The following is a 14,400-nucleotide window of genomic DNA, read 5'->3' as shown; positions in this document are numbered from 1 at the left end:
CACCACGATTGACGCCCCCCCGCTGTGGTAGCGCGCGGCGGTCTGCGCGGGGCTTGCATCGCCAAAGGCGCTGGCCTCGTCGTCAAAGCTTGGCAAGACCAGTGTGGCGGCAGATGCGGCATCTGTCAGTGCGCGGCGCATGATGTCGGGGCTGTCCCAAAGTGCGGGGCGGATGTTTGGGTCGAACACGATCAGCGCGCCGCCCGCGCGCGCCTGCGCCATCATCCCGGTCAGTGCTGCGCGCGCGTCAGGTGGCAGGATAGCCAGTGTGATCCCTGACAGATAGACCACGCCCGCCCCGGCCATCTGCGCGGCCACCAGACCCGCGTTTTCCATCATCCGCCGCGCAGCGGATTGCCCGCGCCAGTAAAGGAAACTGCGTTCGCCATCTTTCAGGCGGATCATGTAAAGGCCGGGCATCGCGCCGGCCAAACGTGGCACGGTGGAACAATCAATGCCCGCATCCTGCGCAAAACGCACCAATTCGTCTGACAGCGCATCCGCCCCCAGCGCCGTCTGAAACCGGACGGCCCAGCCCGGCCCCAATGTCTGTGCGGCATACCAAAGCGTATTGAACACATCGCCGGCAAACCCCTGCTGCAAAGTGCCGTCAGGGGTGGGGGCAAGTTCGACCATACATTCACCAAGCCCCAGAAAGATGCGCGGTTCTTGTGTCATGCCGTCCTTATGCCTCTGCAAAGCAGATCTGGGCTTTCATTGCCTGACTGCGATCAGAGGCCAGCTTGAACGCGCGCTCGGCGTCGGACAGCGGCACTGTCTGCGTGATCAGGGGTTTCACATCGATCAGACCCTTTTGCATCAGCGCGATGCCGGTTGCAAATTCGGGGTGAAACCGGAACGAACCGCGCAATTCCAGTTCCTTGGCGGTGATGGCCATCATCGGCAGGGACATGTCGCCGCCAAGGCCAAGTTGCAGGATCACCCCGCGCGGGCGCAGCGCGCCGATGCCACCGGCCAGCGCCTGTGCGACGCCTGTGCATTCATAAAGCACGTCGAAATGGCCCTTGTCGGCGGTGTAACGGTCCAAGGCGTCGGGCGTTTTGGCCATGTTGATGGTATCATCGGCCCCGCAGGCGCGCGCCATGTCCAGCGTGAAATCCGACAGATCGGTGGCCACGATTTCCGCCGCCCCGGCGCGGCGCGCGCTCAGGATCGCCAGCACACCAATCGGCCCGCAGCCCGTGACCAGCACACGTTTGCCCACCATCTGCCCGGCGCGCGCTGTGGCGTGCAATGTCACGGCCAAGGGTTCGGCCATCGCGGCCTCGCCTGCGGTCAGGCCGGTGGCATCGACGCATTGCGTGGCGTCTGCGATCAGTTCCTCGCGGAACGCGCCCTGAATATGCGGGAATGGCATGGCAGAGCCGTAAAAGCGCATGTTCAGGCATTGGTTGGGCAAGCCTTCAAGGCAATAGCGGCAAGCGCCACATGGCCGGCTGGGGGATACGGCAACCAGTTGGCCCAGGGTAAAACCTGTCACCCCCGGCCCGCATTCCGCAACATAGGCGGATACCTCGTGGCCCAGCACCATGGGTTCGCGCAGACGCACCGCGCCAAACCCGCCGTTGTGGTAATAATGCAGGTCAGACCCGCAGACCCCGCCTGTGGCCAGCCGCAGCCGCAGCTGGTCGGGGCCAAGCGGTTCGGGGTCATGGTTTTCAATCCGCAAATCCTTGGCGGCATGGATCACGATAGCTTTCATCATTGCACCTGTGTCAAAAGTGGGTGGCCGGCGAAATGCGCGGTCAGATTGTCGCGCATCAACTGGCCCATGGCGCGGCGGGTTTCAAACGTGCCACTGGCGTGGTGGGGTTGCAGCAGCACATTGTCCAGTGCTGTGAAACGCGGATTCAGCTTCGGTTCGCCCTCGAATACATCAAGCGCGGCACCCCGCAGTTTTCCCTGTTCAAGCGCGTCCAGCAAGGCCGTTTCATCGACATTCTGCGCGCGGGAAATATTGACCAGAAGCCCGTCAGGACCAAGCGCATCCAGCACCCCGGCATTGACGATATGGCGCGTTGCGGGGGTTGCGGCCAGCGTGACGAACAGCACATCGGATTGTTCCGCAAGTGCGGTGGCATCGGCAATGAAACGCCAGTCGTCGCACCCTGCCTTTGGCGCGCGCGCACTATAGGCGATCTGCATGTCAAAGCCTTGCAGGCGCTGCCCCACCGCCATGCCGATCCGGCCAAGGCCCAGAATGCCCGCACGCTTGCCGCAGGCGCGATGTTGCAACGCAAATCCGCCCTTGGCGGCCCAGTCGCCCGACCGCGCCCACCCTTCGGCGGGCACAATACCGCGCGACAGTGCCAGCCACATCCCCAGCGCAAGGTCTGCACAATCATCGGTCAGCACATCGGGCGTGTTGGTCACGGCAATGTCGCGCGCGGCGCAGGCGGCAAGGTCTACCGCGTCATAACCAACACCATAGACCGCGATGATTTCCAGCGCCGGGCAGGCCGCGATGACGTCTGCGCTTGCCCCCAGATCACCGCGGGTGGCGATGGCACGCACCTGTGGGCCTGTCTCGGCCAGAAACGCGGCCTTGTCGGGTGCGTCGAAATAGCGGTGCACCTGATAGGCGTCGTTCAGCGGGCCTTGGTCCCATTCGGGTAACTGGCCCATCTGTAGAATATGCGGCTTTGACATGCGACAATCCGTTTTGCTGGGAAATTTTTAGACGTTGACCTTTGGTGATAACGTTAACATAATCGCCGCGAACTTGACTTGTCCAGCAAAAACAGAAGGAAACCCGCATGACGTATGATTTGTTCGACCTGACTGGAAAACGCGCCCTGATCACAGGTTCGTCGCAGGGGATCGGCTATGCCCTGGCGCAAGGTTTGGCGCAGGCGGGCGCGCAGGTCGTGCTGAACGGGCGCGACAAGGCAAAGCTCGCCGATGCTGCCGCAACCATTCCGGGCGCGATGACGCTGGCCTTTGACGTGACCCGACATGACGACGTGCGCAGCGCCGTTGACGGGTTCGAGGCCGCGCATGGCGCCATCGACATTCTGGTCAACAATGCCGGCATGCAGCACCGCACCCCCTTGCAGGATTTCCCCGCCGACATGTTTGAAAAGCTTTTGCAAACCAATATCGCCAGCGTGTTTCATGTGGGGCAGGCGGTGGCGCGCCACATGATTGCGCGCGGCAAGGGACACATCATCAATATCGCCAGTGTCCAGACCCTGCTGGCCCGTCCCGGCATCGCGCCCTACACGGCCACCAAGGGCGCGGTTGCCAACCTGACCAAGGGCATGGCGACCGATTGGGCGTCGCTTGGGTTGAACTGTAACGCTATCGCGCCGGGCTATTTCGACACGCCGCTGAATGCGGCACTGGTCGCGGACCCGGAATTTTCCGCATGGCTGGCCAAACGCACCCCTGCCGGACGCTGGGGCAATGTCGAGGAATTGCAGGGCGCCTGTATCTTTCTGGCGTCGGACGCGGCAAGTTTTGTCAATGGGCACACGCTTTTTGTCGATGGCGGTATCACCGCGTCGCTTTGATCACGTCGCAGCAGACAGGAGAATGGCATGACCATGAAAATCGCCCTGATCGGCGCAGGCGCCATGGGGGGCGCGATTGGTGCGCGGCTGGTTGAAACCGGCACCGTGCTGACGGTCTTCGACCTTGACCCGCAAAAGGTGGCGGCGCTGGTCGCCAGGGGCGCGCAAGCGGCCAGCAGCGGCGCAGAGGCGGCCAAGGGCGCGGATGCGGTCATCCTGAGCCTGAACAGCGCGGGCATTGTCGATGCGGCGGTGTTCGGGCCGGCGGGCGTGGCTGCGGGTGCGGCAAGCGGCACACTGATCATCGACATGTCCTCGATCGACCCGACAGCAACCCAGGCGCTGGCCGCGCGCGCGGCGGAAAAAGGGCTTGGATGGGTGGATAGCCCCCTGTCGGGCGGCATCCCCAAGGCCGCCACGGGCGACCTGACGCTGATGCAGGGCGGCCCCGCGGCCGATGTCGCCCGCGCGCAGGCCGTGCTGGCCAATGTCGCCGCCAACCAGACGCATATGGGGCCAGTGGGGGCCGGACAGACCACGAAACTGATCAATCAGGTGCTGTGTGGTCTGGGGTTCATGGCCGTGGCCGAAGCCACCGCATTGGCCGAAGCGGCGGGCGTTGATGCCAGCCGCATCCCGCAGGCGCTGCGCGGGGGGCGGGCGGATTCCGCGTTGTTGCAGGAATACATGCCGCGCTATGCCGCGCGCGATTACCGCCGCACGGGCCGGATCGACAATATGGTCAAGGATCTGGACGGCGCGCAAGACCTGGCGCGGCTGAGCAACACGGCCATGCCTCTGACAGCCCTTTGCGCCGAAATTCACCGGATGCTGACCGCCGCCGGGCTTGGCGGGGAAGATCAGGCCGCGCTGATGGAGTTTTTCACTGGTGCGGGCAAGCCGTTGCCCGTTTCCAACAACAATGCGGGATAAGTGCGCGACAGGCCTTGTCGGGCTGGATTGCGCGCCCAAGCCACGCTAGCGAAACATTATGGACCATGCCCGCAAACTCCCGACGATGACAGATGTGGCGCGCAAGGCCGGTGTGTCGCCCATGACGGTCAGTCGTGCGCTCAAGAGTGACGGTCTTGTCAGCGAAGACACGCGCGCCCGTATTCTGAAAGCGGCCGATGAATTGGGCTATGTGCTTGACAGCACCGCCTCTAGCCTGCGGTCGCAGAAATCAGATTTTGTGGCCGTCACGATCCCGTCGATCAATAATGCCAATTTCGCTGACACTGTGGGGGCGCTGAATGAAGGTCTGAAACCGCGGGGCCTGCAAATTCTTTTGGGCTATACCAATTATGACATGCACGAAGAAGAACGGCTGATCGCGCAGTTGCTGCGCCGCAAGCCGCTGGCCGTGGTTGTGACCGGCGGCACGCATACGCCGCGCTGTCGGCGCTTGCTGGAAAACGCGCATGTTCCGGTGATCGAGACCTGGGATCTTCCGGAAAACCCGCTGCATCATGTGATCGGCTTTTCCAATGCGCAGGCCGTGCAGTCGATGGTGGATCACTTTGTTGCCAAGGGTCTGACACGCATTGCCTTTGTCGGCGGCGATACGGATCGCGATACGCGCGGGTTGGACCGGCGGCGCGGATTTGTCGCCGCAATGCAACGTCATGGACTGGACGCCACCCGCCTGATTGCTGCCGGGCCACCGCCGATTTCGATGCGCGAGGGGGCAGAGGTCATGGCGCGTCTGCTGGATACCGCGCCAGATACGCAAGCCGTGATCTGCGTGTCGGATCTGTCGGCCTTCGGCGCGCTGAGTGCCTGCCAGCGCCGGGGCATTGCCGTGCCCGGGCAGATTTCCATCGCGGGTTTCGGCAATTTCGAAGTGGGCGCAATCTGCGTGCCCTCCATCACGACGATTGACCCCTCGCCCAAGGATATCGGCGCGCGTGTGGCGCGGCTGATCTGCCGTGTGCTGGATGGTGACGCGCCCGAACCCGTGCTGGATCATCTGGCGCCGCGTTTACTGTTGCGTGAATCCTCTATCTAGGCACGCCGTGCTGCCGGGGGCGTTTTCCTGACCGGCAGGCCCGTCATCGAAAACCCTGCCTGCGCACTGTATTCCTGTCACACAAGCACAGAAAACATTTGACGCAGATGGTGTTCTTTGTGAATGATAACGTTATCATAAGGGAGGAGAACCGATGACGTTACCATCTTTGTTGCGCAGGGTTGCTGTTGCCGGGGTTGCCGGGCTGATGCTTGCAAACCCCGCGCTGGCGCAAACCCAGATGACATATGCGCATTCCGAAAACCCCAGTTCCGTGGTCGCCGCCGAAGCCTTCAAGGCCATTGTCGAAGGGCAATCGGCGGGGGAAATCCAGGTCAATCTGGTGATCCACGGCACGCTGGGCAGCGACCGCGATGTGGTTGACCAGATGCGGTTGGGGGAACTGGAATTTTATGTGGTGGGCATTCACGGCCTTTCGGCGATCGCACCAAATGTGCAGATGTTCGATGCGCCCTATCTGTTCGCCAACCGCAACGAATTCTATGCGCTGATGCGCGATCAGGATCTGGTCGCATATGTGCGCGACCATATTCTGGCGCGGTCGGGCAATACGATCCGGTTCCTCGGTGCGGCGGAAAATTCGGTGCGTAACCTTTATTCGAAACATGGACCGATCCGCCTGCCCTCTGATCTGGGGCCGGTCAAACTGCGCGTGCCGCCGGGGCCACTGAACATTGCGGTCTGGCAAGGGCTTGGCATCGGGTCGGTCGTGGGCCTGTCGGGGTCTGAACGCAATCAGGGCCTGCAAACCGGGATCATCGACGCCACCGAAGGCAGCCTGTCAGGCGCGATGAGCGCGGGCCATGTCGATCTGCTGGGCAATATCACGATGACCGGCCACAGCTTTTCCTACATGGCCTATCTGGTCAACGAAGAGTTCTGGCAAAGCCTGACCGATGCACAGCGCGAGATCATCAGCGCGGCATCCGATCTGTCAATCATCATCCAGAACGGTGCGGCGATGACGGCCGAACTGGACGCGCTGCGCGATGCGGCGGCCAGCGGCGCCACGATCAGCGTGCTGTCGCCAGCCGAGGCAGCGGTCTGGCAAGAAGTGGCTTTCCCTGTCGGGCAGCAATTCATTGCTGACAATCTGGATGCGGATTTTGCTGAACGCGTGCAGGCGTCCATCGACGCAATCCGCGCGCGCTGATCCCTGCTTTTGAAATAGCGTCGACCGGTTTCAGGCCGGTCGGCTTTCCCAACGGGATAGCTGCCTTATGGTCATCATTTTTCTGCTGCTTGCCGTCCTGATCGTTGGCATCCTGCTGGGTGTGCCGATCTTTGCCGCCATGGGGCTTTCGACCCTTGTGCATTTCATCGACACCGGGCGGGAATCGACACTGATCATCATCAATCAGCGTATCTTCAACGGTGTGACGTCCTTTACCTTTCTGGCCGTGCCGATGTTCATTCTGGCAGGCGAGATCATGGTCCGGGGCAGGCTGATCGACAAGTTGCTGGATGTCGCGCGCGCCTTTGTGGGACATCTGCGTGGCGGTCTGGCGCAGGTCAATATCCTGTCCAGCGTGTTTTTTGCCGGTATTTCCGGCTCTGGGCAGGCCGATATCGCGGCGATGGGGTCTACCGTGGTGCCCGCCATGGTCAAGGATGGTTATCCGCGCGGCTATGCCGCCGCGATCACTGCGCAATCGGCCACGCTGTCGCCCACCTTGCCGCCGTCCATCGTGATGGTGGTTTACGGGGCGGTGTTCGGCGTGCCTGTCAGCGCACTGTTCGCCGCCGGTGTCAGTGTCGGGGCCTTCATGGCGATTGCCTATATGATCCTGGCCTATGTCATGGCGCGCAAATACAGCCTGCCGCTGCACCTGCGGGCCAATCTGCGTCAGGTCTGGGTGGCGCTGCGTGAAGGGCTTGCGCCGCTGGGGATGCCCGCCATCATCCTGATCGGGATTTTCGGCGGTATTTTCACCACGGTCGAGGCCGCCGCCGTCGCCGTGCTTTATGCGCTGATCATGACGCTGGTGGTTTACCGCTCGATCAAGGTTACCGAAATGGGGCCGATCCTTGTGTCTGCCGCTATCACCTCGGCTGCGGTGCTGATCATCTCGGGCGTGGGGCTGTCGTTTTCCTATATCGTGGCGATCCAGCATATCCCGCAGGCCGTGCTGGGGGCGCTGACCACCATATCGCAAAGCCCCTTTGTGATTGTATCGCTGATCATCGTGGTGCTGCTGATTGCGGGCATGTTTGTCGGGCGCACAGCGAATATCCTGCTGTTTGGCCCGATCATCATCCCGATTTTCTATCAGCTTGGCTTTTCGCCCGTGCATACCGCGCTGATCATCATCATCGTGCTGGGGGTCGGCCATCTGACCCCGCCGGTGGGTGGCGCGCTGCTGACCGCCTGCCTGATCGGGCGCTGTTCGATGCCTGATATCCTGAAATACATGTGGCCGATGATCATTCTTGAAATCGTGCTGGCGGTGATCATCCTGTTGGTGCCTGCCATTTCCGAGACTCTTCCGGCCTTTTTCGACCTGGGAGGAACCGCGCGATGACCACGCAACCCCCTGCGCTGCGCCGTGCGATCGACGCCATGGACCGCATAGCACAGGGTATTGATACCTTGGCCCGCATTGCGATGGGGGCCGCCCTTCTGGGTGTGCTGGCCATGCTGCTGCTGCAAGTCGCCGTGCGCTATGTCGTGAATTTCCCGCTGCCCTGGGTCGAGGAACTGGCCGTCTATCTGTCGGGCTATATCGCGATGATCGGCACTGCGGTTTGCTTGCGCATGGGCTTTCATCTAAAAGTCGATCTGCTGTCTGACCGGCTTTTTGGCCGGGTGCGCATCTTTCATGTCCTGCTGGTCAATCTGGTGGTCGCCGGATTTGGCTATTTTCTGCTGAAATACGGGATCCACTTTGTGGACCTTGGCGCAGGCCAGACCAGCCCATCCAGCTATTTCCCGGTGGCGCTGGGGCGGCTGGCCATGCCGGTGGGCGGTGGTTTGCTGATCATCCAGTCGCTGGTGCTGGCCCTGCGGGCCCTGGATGAATTGATCCATGGCGCGCGGGGGGACGATCAGAGCCTTTCATAGATGATATGGTGGTGGCTGCCCTGATACATATGCTGGACCGACGCCACCGCCTCCATTGCCGCCAGCCTGCGATCGGATGCCAGCGCCGCGGCAATCGCCGCGCGCGACGGATAGTCGATTTCCTGCACCAAAAAGACATCCGCCGCCGGGGCTTCGGCCTCTAGCGGGCGATAAAGCCGCACCTCCTGCGCGTGCAACATCTGTTGCCACGCGGGCAAAAGACGCGTGCGGACAGCCTCGAAAAAGGCGTCTTCCATCCCGGCATGGATACGGCCACAAAATATGGCGCTGCGTGTGAACATGGCGTTCTCCTATCTTCGCTCTTGCGGAAATGATAACGATATCATAGCATCGGGGAAAGCAGAAAACTGACAAAGGCTGCCCCCATGTCCGACACTGATGCGACGCAATTTCTGGACCTTGACCCGGAAAACGCAATTCATGTGATCCATCACGCCCCGCAGGCGGGCAAGGCAACATTCGTGTTTCTGAACGCGATGGGCGCGCAGACGGGCGTATGGGAAGACGCCCTTGCCCCTGCCTTGCGCGCGCAGGGGTTTGGCACGCTCAGCTATGATTATCGCGGGCAGGGGCAAACCCGCTTTGGCCCCGACGCGACCCTGACGCCAGCTGAAATCATTGCCGATACAGGGGTCGTTCTGGCCCGCGTTGCGCCTGTGCGGCCCATTCTGGTGGGCCTGTCGATTGGCGGGCTGTTTGGTGCGTCGGCCCTGCTTGCGGGCGCGCAGGCCGACGGGCTGGTGCTGATCAACACGCTGCGCAAGCAGAACGCGCAGGTGGAATGGATCAACACATTGGAAGAACGGCTGATCGGCATGGGGGGCATGCCCCTTGTGCTGGATGTGCTGCGGCCGGTGCTGTCGGGCGTGGACCAGTTGGAAAAGCTGCGCGCCACCCATCTGCCGCCAGAAGGGTACACCCCCTGGCCTGCGGATCACCCGCGCCGGCGTCTGGCCGAAGGCGTGAAACAGGCGCAGTGGGATATCGCGTGGCAGGATCTGGCGCTGCCGGTGCTGGTGATGACGGGATTGCAGGACCGGCTGTTCCGCATCCAGCCCGATGTAGACGAACTGACCGCCCGCCTGCCCGATGCCCGCACCGCGACCTATGACAATGGCGGGCATTCGCTGCACGCGGAATACCCCGACCGCTTTATCGCCGATCTGGCAGCCTTTGCAAAAGAGTTGGGAACCGCCTGATGGACAAACGCCGCCTTTTGGGAACGGATCTGGATGTCTCTGTCATCTGCTATGGCCCGATGCGCGCGCCACAAACGCAGGATGACCCCGCCGTGGCGCAACACCAGCGTGCCCTGCGCGCGGCGATAGATCGCGGTGTGAATTTCATTCACTCCAGCTATGAATATGGCGTGCGCTGGCTGATGACGCCGGTGCTGCGCGACCACCCCAGGCGCCATGATCTGCTGCATGTCATCAAGGCCCCTGTGCCCGACTGGGATGACGGCGGTTTTGACCCCGCAAAACTGGAAGCGCATATCGACGCCGCCTTGCGCGAATTATGCACCGACCGGATCGCGCTGGTGCAATGGATGTGGCGCTGCCGCCCGCATGAAGACCCCCCGCGCCTGACGCTGCTGGCCGGAATCCGCGACGCGGTGGCCGAAAGTTTCGAACGCCTACGCGACAAGGGCAAAGTTGCGCATATGGGCTGTTTTCCCTATTTTCCCCAAAGCGCCGAGGCCGCGCTGGACATTCCCGGAAATCGCGCCCTGATCGCCTATTACAACCCGATCGAGATGGAAATGCTGCCCGTCATTCAGGCCGCCGCTGCCCGCGGTCAGGGGTTTCTGGCGATCCGCCCGCTGTTTGAAGGGGTTCTGACCAGCCGTTATGCCGATCAGGCCGCCCTGCCCGCCGGTCACCGGCTGGCCAAGCCGAAATACGCAGCTCATTTCGACCATCGCGCCCGCCTTGCCACGCTGCTGCCAGAGGCTGCGCAGGACATGACCCGTTTCGCCATCCGCTTTCCGCTGATGCTGGACAGCTGCGCCAGTGTCATCGTGGGGCTGAATAGCGAAACACAGGTGCATGAACTGTGCGACCACGTGCAGGGCGTGCAGCCTGATGACGTGACAGTGGCGCGGGTGAAACAGCTGTTTGACGAGATGACCCAACCGAAAGGATAACCCGATGTTTGTGCGCTGCGCATTTTTTCAGGGCCATGTGAAGCCCGGCCAGCAAGAGGCGTTTGACGCCCATATCAAGGCAGAGCTTCATGCGCTCTGGACCCGTTTCCCGCATGTCGAAGAAGTGCGCCTGCTGCGCGAGGTCGAAAGCGACCGCCCCGATACGCATCTGGAACTGGTCATCGCGATGAAATTTCCATCCCGCGACGCGATTGCCGCAGCGCTCGAGTCCGACATACGCTATGCCAGCAAGGCCGCATCGCAGCCCTTGTTCGACATGTTCGACGGGCATGTGTTCCATACGGTCTTTGCTGCCGATCAATTGCCCATCCCGACAGGCACGCTTGTCGCGAAACCGGCCTGAACAGGAGATAACGCTATGACAGAATCCAAAATCGTGCTGATCACCGGCGCCAGTCAGGGCATCGGGCGGGCCTGCGCGCAGGCGTTCCTTGCGGCCGGGCATCATGTGGTGCTGGCCGCGCGCGGGCGCGAAGCACTGGAAACGGTGGCCAAGGCCGCGCCAGACCACACGCTGGTGCATGCGTGCGATGTGTCCGACCCCGATCAGGTGGACGGGCTGTTCGCCGCCATCAAAGACCGTTACGGGCGGCTGGATGTGGTGTTCAACAATGCCGGCATCAGCCTGCCCGCGACCGAAATCGCCGATATCGCATGGGAAGACTGGCGGCGTGTCGTGTCGGTCAACCTTGACGGGGCCTTTCTGATTGCGCGCGGCGCCTTTGGCATGATGCGCGCCCAAGATCCCAAGGGCGGGCGGATCATCAACAACGGTTCGATTTCAGCGCATGTGCCGCGGGTGGGGTCGGTACCCTATACCACATCGAAAACCGCGATCACCGGGCTGACGCGCACCCTGTCGCTGGACGGGCGCAAGCATGACATTGCCTGCGGGCAGATCGATATTGGCAATGCGGCATCCGACATGACCGACGCAATGTCCAAGGGCGTGCCGCAAGCCGATGGCACATTGAAGCCAGAGCCGGTGATGGACGTGGCGCATGTGGCCGACGCGGTGCTGCACATGGCCAGCCTGCCGCTTGCGGCCAATGTCCAGTTCATGACCATCATGGCGACGAAAATGCCCTATGTGGGGCGCGGATAGCACCCCGCCGTCTGCGCGGCCAGAACCACCAGTGGCAGCACCGTATCCAGAACCGGTGTCGCCACATCCGCCGCGCGGGCAAATTGCTGCACGATCCCCAGCATCGAATCGATCTCCATCGGGCGGCCAAGGTCGAAATCCTGCCGCATCGACGGCACTTGCAGCGCCCCCTTGCCGGGCGCGATGACGGCATCAACCTCGTCCCCCAGCCCGGCAAAACCGTGGCGTGCGGCAATGGCCGCCCCTTCCAGAAACAGCGCCCGCGCCAGCCGGGCTGTCTCAGCGGTTTCATTGATCTCGCGCACGCGCGCGCCGGTCAGCACCGATAGCGGCGCCGATGACAGGTTGCGCAGCAATTTGTGCCACATCTGGCGGCGGATATCCTCGGCCACGGCAAATTCCGCGCGCGGGCTGGTCAGACCGGTGGCAAGCCTGCCCGACAGGTCACCGGGCACAGGCCCGCCAATCACGAAACGGTTGGACGCGCTGCGGTTCTGCACCACACCGGGCGCGACCACCTGATTGGTGGCATAGATGATTGCCCCCTGAACCTGCGCAGCATCCAGCACCCCCGCAAGCGTCGCGCTGGGGTCAAGCAGCGCACAATCAAGCGGTGCGCCCTGCGGCTGGAACCCGATCCCATACCACCAGAACACCCCGTTCATCGCCATGATGACGGGCAGCCCACGCAGCGCGCTTGGCAAGGCGCGGATAACAGGCGCAAGCGCTGGGGCTTTCAGGGTGGTGATCAGCACATCTTGCGGCCCAAGCTGTGCAGGGTCATCTGTCGCGTGCAGACGGATCACTGTCTCTTGTCCTGACAGGTCGCGCAGGCACAGCCCGTCCGTGCGGATCGCATCCAGATGCGGCCCCCTGACAAGGATCGACACGTCATGCCCCGCTTCGGCCAAGGCCACGGCCAACAGGCCCCCTGTCGCGCCCGCCCCCAGTATCGCAATGCGCATTCCTGTTCTCCAGTTATATCCGGTCAGATCAACAATTACATTGACACAACCCTGTTTGCCCGCACATGATAACGTTATCAGTGGCCGTAGAAAACAGGTTTCACTACTATTATTTGTGAAAACATCTGTCCCGCGTTGCCGATACCCTTGGAGGAGGAAAACATGAAACTGACAAGACTAGCTGGTATCAGTCTCGTGGCCCTGCTGGGCACGACTGTCCTGACATCCGCGCAGACGATGACCATCGCGATGTCGCCGCCATCAGTGGAAACCAATCGTTATTGGAACACGCCAGGCGATTTCAACCTTGGCCCGTCGATGCAGGGTCTGGTCGGTCATGATCCGGTCACCGGGCTTTATGACAATTCCGGGCTTGCCGAAAGCTGGACGCATAACGACGATTTCACCGAATGGACCTTTACCCTGCATGAAGGCGCGGAATTCCATTTCGGCTATGGCCCTGTGACCGCCGCCGATGTGGTCCATAGCCATGCGCTGCATACCGGCGAAGACAGCACGCTGATCGGGGTTGCACAGCTCAAGGATGTGACGGTCGAGGCGCTGGACGATCGCACTGTGAAATTCACCTTGCCCAGCCCACAGATTGATTTTCTTTTTGCACATGGCGGGCGTGGCTCGCTGGTGATCTACAGCAAGGCACAATATGACGCCGAAGGGCTGGAAGGCTACGATGCCCGCCCCGCTGGCACCGGTGAATTCCAGTTCGTGCAGCGCGATGTCGGGCAGGGCCTGACCTTTGAACGGGTCGAAAACCACTGGTCGGGCCGCGATGCCAATGTCGAACAGCTGGTGCTGCGCTTTATCGGGGAACCTGCCACCGCGCTGGCAACGCTGCTGTCGCGCGAAGTGGATATGGCCGTGCTGCCACGCGAATTGCAGCCCGACGCGATCAATGCAGGGTTCGTGGCGATCGGGTCCACCAATGCCGCAAACCAGACCGCGATGCTGTTCAACGGCACCTTCCTGACCGAAGGCGACGACAAGCTTGACCCGACGCTGCCCTGGCTCGATATCCGCATCCGCGAAGCCATCAACCGTTCAATCGACCGCGAAGCGGTGATCAACGTGCTGTATGACGGGCGCGCCACGATCCTGCCCGTATTCGGGATGGACCCGCGCCACGAAGGCTATCGCGCCGATCTGGCCGATAAATTCGAGGAACATTACGGATACGATCTGAATCGCGTTCGGGAACTGCTGGCCGATGCGAATTATCCTGACGCGTTCGAAAATCCCGTGATCCCGATCCTGTCATCCAACCTTGCCGGCAACCCCGAATTTCCAACCATGGCGGAACTGATGCAGGTTTTCCTGGACGAGGCCGGTTTCCAGACCGAAATCGTGGAACTGGACTGGGCCGGTCTTGGCGCGCTGCGCCGTGCCCGCGAAGCGCGGATGTTCCACCCGATGCGCAACATGCCGGTGAAACCCAGCGCGGTGGGGATTGGCAACTATTACGCCAGCTCGGGACGTCCAAATGTGAACTACGAAGACCCGG

16 protein-coding genes are annotated in these 14,400 nt (G+C 62.0%); 11 read left to right on the top strand and 5 right to left on the bottom strand.

Going from position 1 to position 14,400, the window contains the following annotated elements; all coding sequences use genetic code 11:
- The 3 genes from IBX59_RS13665 to IBX59_RS13655 form a co-directional block, all read right to left on the bottom strand.
- The coding region (locus tag IBX59_RS13665) for a sugar kinase (protein WP_296376506.1) at window positions 1-678 on the bottom strand (678 nt) is incomplete at its 3' end.
- A 7-nt stretch (window positions 679-685) separates the two neighbouring features.
- The gene (locus tag IBX59_RS13660; RefSeq protein ID WP_296376504.1) at window positions 686-1,723 is read right to left on the bottom strand and encodes an L-idonate 5-dehydrogenase; all 1,038 of its coding nucleotides are present in this window, start codon (window positions 1,721-1,723) and stop codon (window positions 686-688) included.
- The gene (locus IBX59_RS13655; RefSeq protein WP_296376503.1) at window positions 1,723-2,670 is read right to left on the bottom strand and encodes a 2-hydroxyacid dehydrogenase; all 948 of its coding nucleotides are present in this window, start codon (window positions 2,668-2,670) and stop codon (window positions 1,723-1,725) included. The genes IBX59_RS13660 and IBX59_RS13655 overlap by 1 nt, the downstream gene beginning before the upstream one ends.
- 107 nt (window positions 2,671-2,777) lie before the next feature.
- Here IBX59_RS13655 and IBX59_RS13650 point away from each other — a divergent pair, with 107 nt between their 5' ends.
- The 6 genes from IBX59_RS13650 (at window position 2,778) to IBX59_RS13625 (ending at window position 8,623) form a co-directional block, all read left to right on the top strand.
- A complete protein-coding gene (locus tag IBX59_RS13650) occupies window positions 2,778-3,533 on the top strand; it encodes an SDR family oxidoreductase (protein WP_296376501.1) in 756 nt (251 codons plus the stop codon).
- Window positions 3,534-3,560: 27 nt separating this feature from the next.
- A complete protein-coding gene (locus tag IBX59_RS13645) occupies window positions 3,561-4,466 on the top strand; it encodes an NAD(P)-dependent oxidoreductase (protein ID WP_296376499.1) in 906 nt (301 codons plus the stop codon).
- Between the two features lie 58 nt (window positions 4,467-4,524).
- Complete coding sequence (locus tag IBX59_RS13640; protein ID WP_296376497.1) at window positions 4,525-5,541, top strand: LacI family DNA-binding transcriptional regulator; 1,017 nt, start codon at window positions 4,525-4,527, stop codon at window positions 5,539-5,541.
- Window positions 5,542-5,695: 154 nt separating this feature from the next.
- Window positions 5,696-6,715, top strand: a complete 1,020-nt coding sequence (locus IBX59_RS13635) for a TRAP transporter substrate-binding protein (RefSeq protein WP_296376495.1) — start codon at window positions 5,696-5,698, stop codon at window positions 6,713-6,715.
- A gap of 67 nt (window positions 6,716-6,782) precedes the next feature.
- Window positions 6,783-8,084, top strand: coding sequence for a TRAP transporter large permease (locus IBX59_RS13630; RefSeq protein ID WP_296376493.1), 1,302 nt, complete (start codon window positions 6,783-6,785; stop codon window positions 8,082-8,084).
- Window positions 8,081-8,623, top strand: a complete 543-nt coding sequence (locus IBX59_RS13625; RefSeq protein WP_296376490.1) for a TRAP transporter small permease — start codon at window positions 8,081-8,083, stop codon at window positions 8,621-8,623. The genes IBX59_RS13630 and IBX59_RS13625 overlap by 4 nt, the downstream gene beginning before the upstream one ends.
- Here the strand turns inward: IBX59_RS13625 and IBX59_RS13620 are convergent.
- Window positions 8,608-8,925, bottom strand: coding sequence for a hypothetical protein (locus tag IBX59_RS13620; RefSeq protein ID WP_296376488.1), 318 nt, complete (start codon window positions 8,923-8,925; stop codon window positions 8,608-8,610). The genes IBX59_RS13625 and IBX59_RS13620 overlap by 16 nt on opposite strands.
- 84 nt (window positions 8,926-9,009) lie before the next feature.
- Here IBX59_RS13620 and IBX59_RS13615 point away from each other — a divergent pair, with 84 nt between their 5' ends.
- The 4 genes from IBX59_RS13615 to IBX59_RS13600 are packed head-to-tail and all read left to right on the top strand — an operon-like array spanning window position 9,010 to window position 11,916.
- Window positions 9,010-9,843 carry an alpha/beta hydrolase gene (locus tag IBX59_RS13615; protein ID WP_296376486.1) on the top strand — a complete coding sequence of 278 codons (834 nt, stop codon included), beginning with the start codon at window positions 9,010-9,012 and terminating at the stop codon, window positions 9,841-9,843.
- Window positions 9,843-10,790: an aldo/keto reductase gene (locus tag IBX59_RS13610; RefSeq protein ID WP_296376484.1), complete on the top strand. Its 948-nt coding sequence runs from the start codon at window positions 9,843-9,845 to the stop codon at window positions 10,788-10,790. The genes IBX59_RS13615 and IBX59_RS13610 overlap by 1 nt, the downstream gene beginning before the upstream one ends.
- Before the next feature lie 4 nt (window positions 10,791-10,794).
- Window positions 10,795-11,154: a hypothetical protein gene (locus IBX59_RS13605; protein WP_296376482.1), complete on the top strand. Its 360-nt coding sequence runs from the start codon at window positions 10,795-10,797 to the stop codon at window positions 11,152-11,154.
- Window positions 11,155-11,169: 15 nt separating this feature from the next.
- Window positions 11,170-11,916: an SDR family oxidoreductase gene (locus tag IBX59_RS13600; protein WP_296376480.1), complete on the top strand. Its 747-nt coding sequence runs from the start codon at window positions 11,170-11,172 to the stop codon at window positions 11,914-11,916.
- Here IBX59_RS13600 and IBX59_RS13595 read toward each other — a convergent pair.
- Window positions 11,898-12,881 carry a 2-dehydropantoate 2-reductase gene (locus IBX59_RS13595; RefSeq protein WP_296376478.1) on the bottom strand — a complete coding sequence of 328 codons (984 nt, stop codon included), beginning with the start codon at window positions 12,879-12,881 and terminating at the stop codon, window positions 11,898-11,900. The genes IBX59_RS13600 and IBX59_RS13595 overlap by 19 nt on opposite strands.
- Before the next feature lie 162 nt (window positions 12,882-13,043).
- Between IBX59_RS13595 and IBX59_RS13590 the strand changes: the two genes are divergently transcribed.
- Window positions 13,044-14,400, top strand: a 1,357-nt coding sequence (locus IBX59_RS13590; protein ID WP_296376475.1) for an ABC transporter substrate-binding protein, incomplete at its 3' end; no start/stop codon positions are given.

This window comes from Yoonia sp. (assembly GCF_014859355.1).
Lineage (GTDB): Bacteria > Pseudomonadota > Alphaproteobacteria > Rhodobacterales > Rhodobacteraceae > Yoonia.
The sequence above is the reverse complement of the archived record's forward strand: the minus strand, read 5'-3'. Positions and strand labels throughout refer to the sequence as shown.

Bases quoted from the DNA above. Each gene is read 5' to 3' on its own strand.
- IBX59_RS13660 (WP_296376504.1), bottom strand. From the start codon at position 1,723: ATGAAAGCTATCGTGATCCATGCCGCCAAGGATTTGCGGATTGAAAAC.
- IBX59_RS13655 (WP_296376503.1), bottom strand. From the start codon at position 2,670: ATGTCAAAGCCGCATATTCTACAGATGGGCCAGTTACCCGAATGGGAC.
- IBX59_RS13650 (WP_296376501.1), top strand. From the start codon at position 2,778: ATGACGTATGATTTGTTCGACCTGACTGGAAAACGCGCCCTGATCACA.
- IBX59_RS13645 (WP_296376499.1), top strand. From the start codon at position 3,561: ATGACCATGAAAATCGCCCTGATCGGCGCAGGCGCCATGGGGGGCGCG.
- IBX59_RS13640 (WP_296376497.1), top strand. From the start codon at position 4,525: ATGGACCATGCCCGCAAACTCCCGACGATGACAGATGTGGCGCGCAAG.
- IBX59_RS13635 (WP_296376495.1), top strand. From the start codon at position 5,696: ATGACGTTACCATCTTTGTTGCGCAGGGTTGCTGTTGCCGGGGTTGCC.
- IBX59_RS13630 (WP_296376493.1), top strand. From the start codon at position 6,783: ATGGTCATCATTTTTCTGCTGCTTGCCGTCCTGATCGTTGGCATCCTG.
- IBX59_RS13625 (WP_296376490.1), top strand. From the start codon at position 8,081: ATGACCACGCAACCCCCTGCGCTGCGCCGTGCGATCGACGCCATGGAC.
- IBX59_RS13620 (WP_296376488.1), bottom strand. From the start codon at position 8,925: ATGTTCACACGCAGCGCCATATTTTGTGGCCGTATCCATGCCGGGATG.
- IBX59_RS13615 (WP_296376486.1), top strand. From the start codon at position 9,010: ATGTCCGACACTGATGCGACGCAATTTCTGGACCTTGACCCGGAAAAC.
- IBX59_RS13610 (WP_296376484.1), top strand. From the start codon at position 9,843: ATGGACAAACGCCGCCTTTTGGGAACGGATCTGGATGTCTCTGTCATC.
- IBX59_RS13605 (WP_296376482.1), top strand. From the start codon at position 10,795: ATGTTTGTGCGCTGCGCATTTTTTCAGGGCCATGTGAAGCCCGGCCAG.
- IBX59_RS13600 (WP_296376480.1), top strand. From the start codon at position 11,170: ATGACAGAATCCAAAATCGTGCTGATCACCGGCGCCAGTCAGGGCATC.
- IBX59_RS13595 (WP_296376478.1), bottom strand. From the start codon at position 12,881: ATGCGCATTGCGATACTGGGGGCGGGCGCGACAGGGGGCCTGTTGGCC.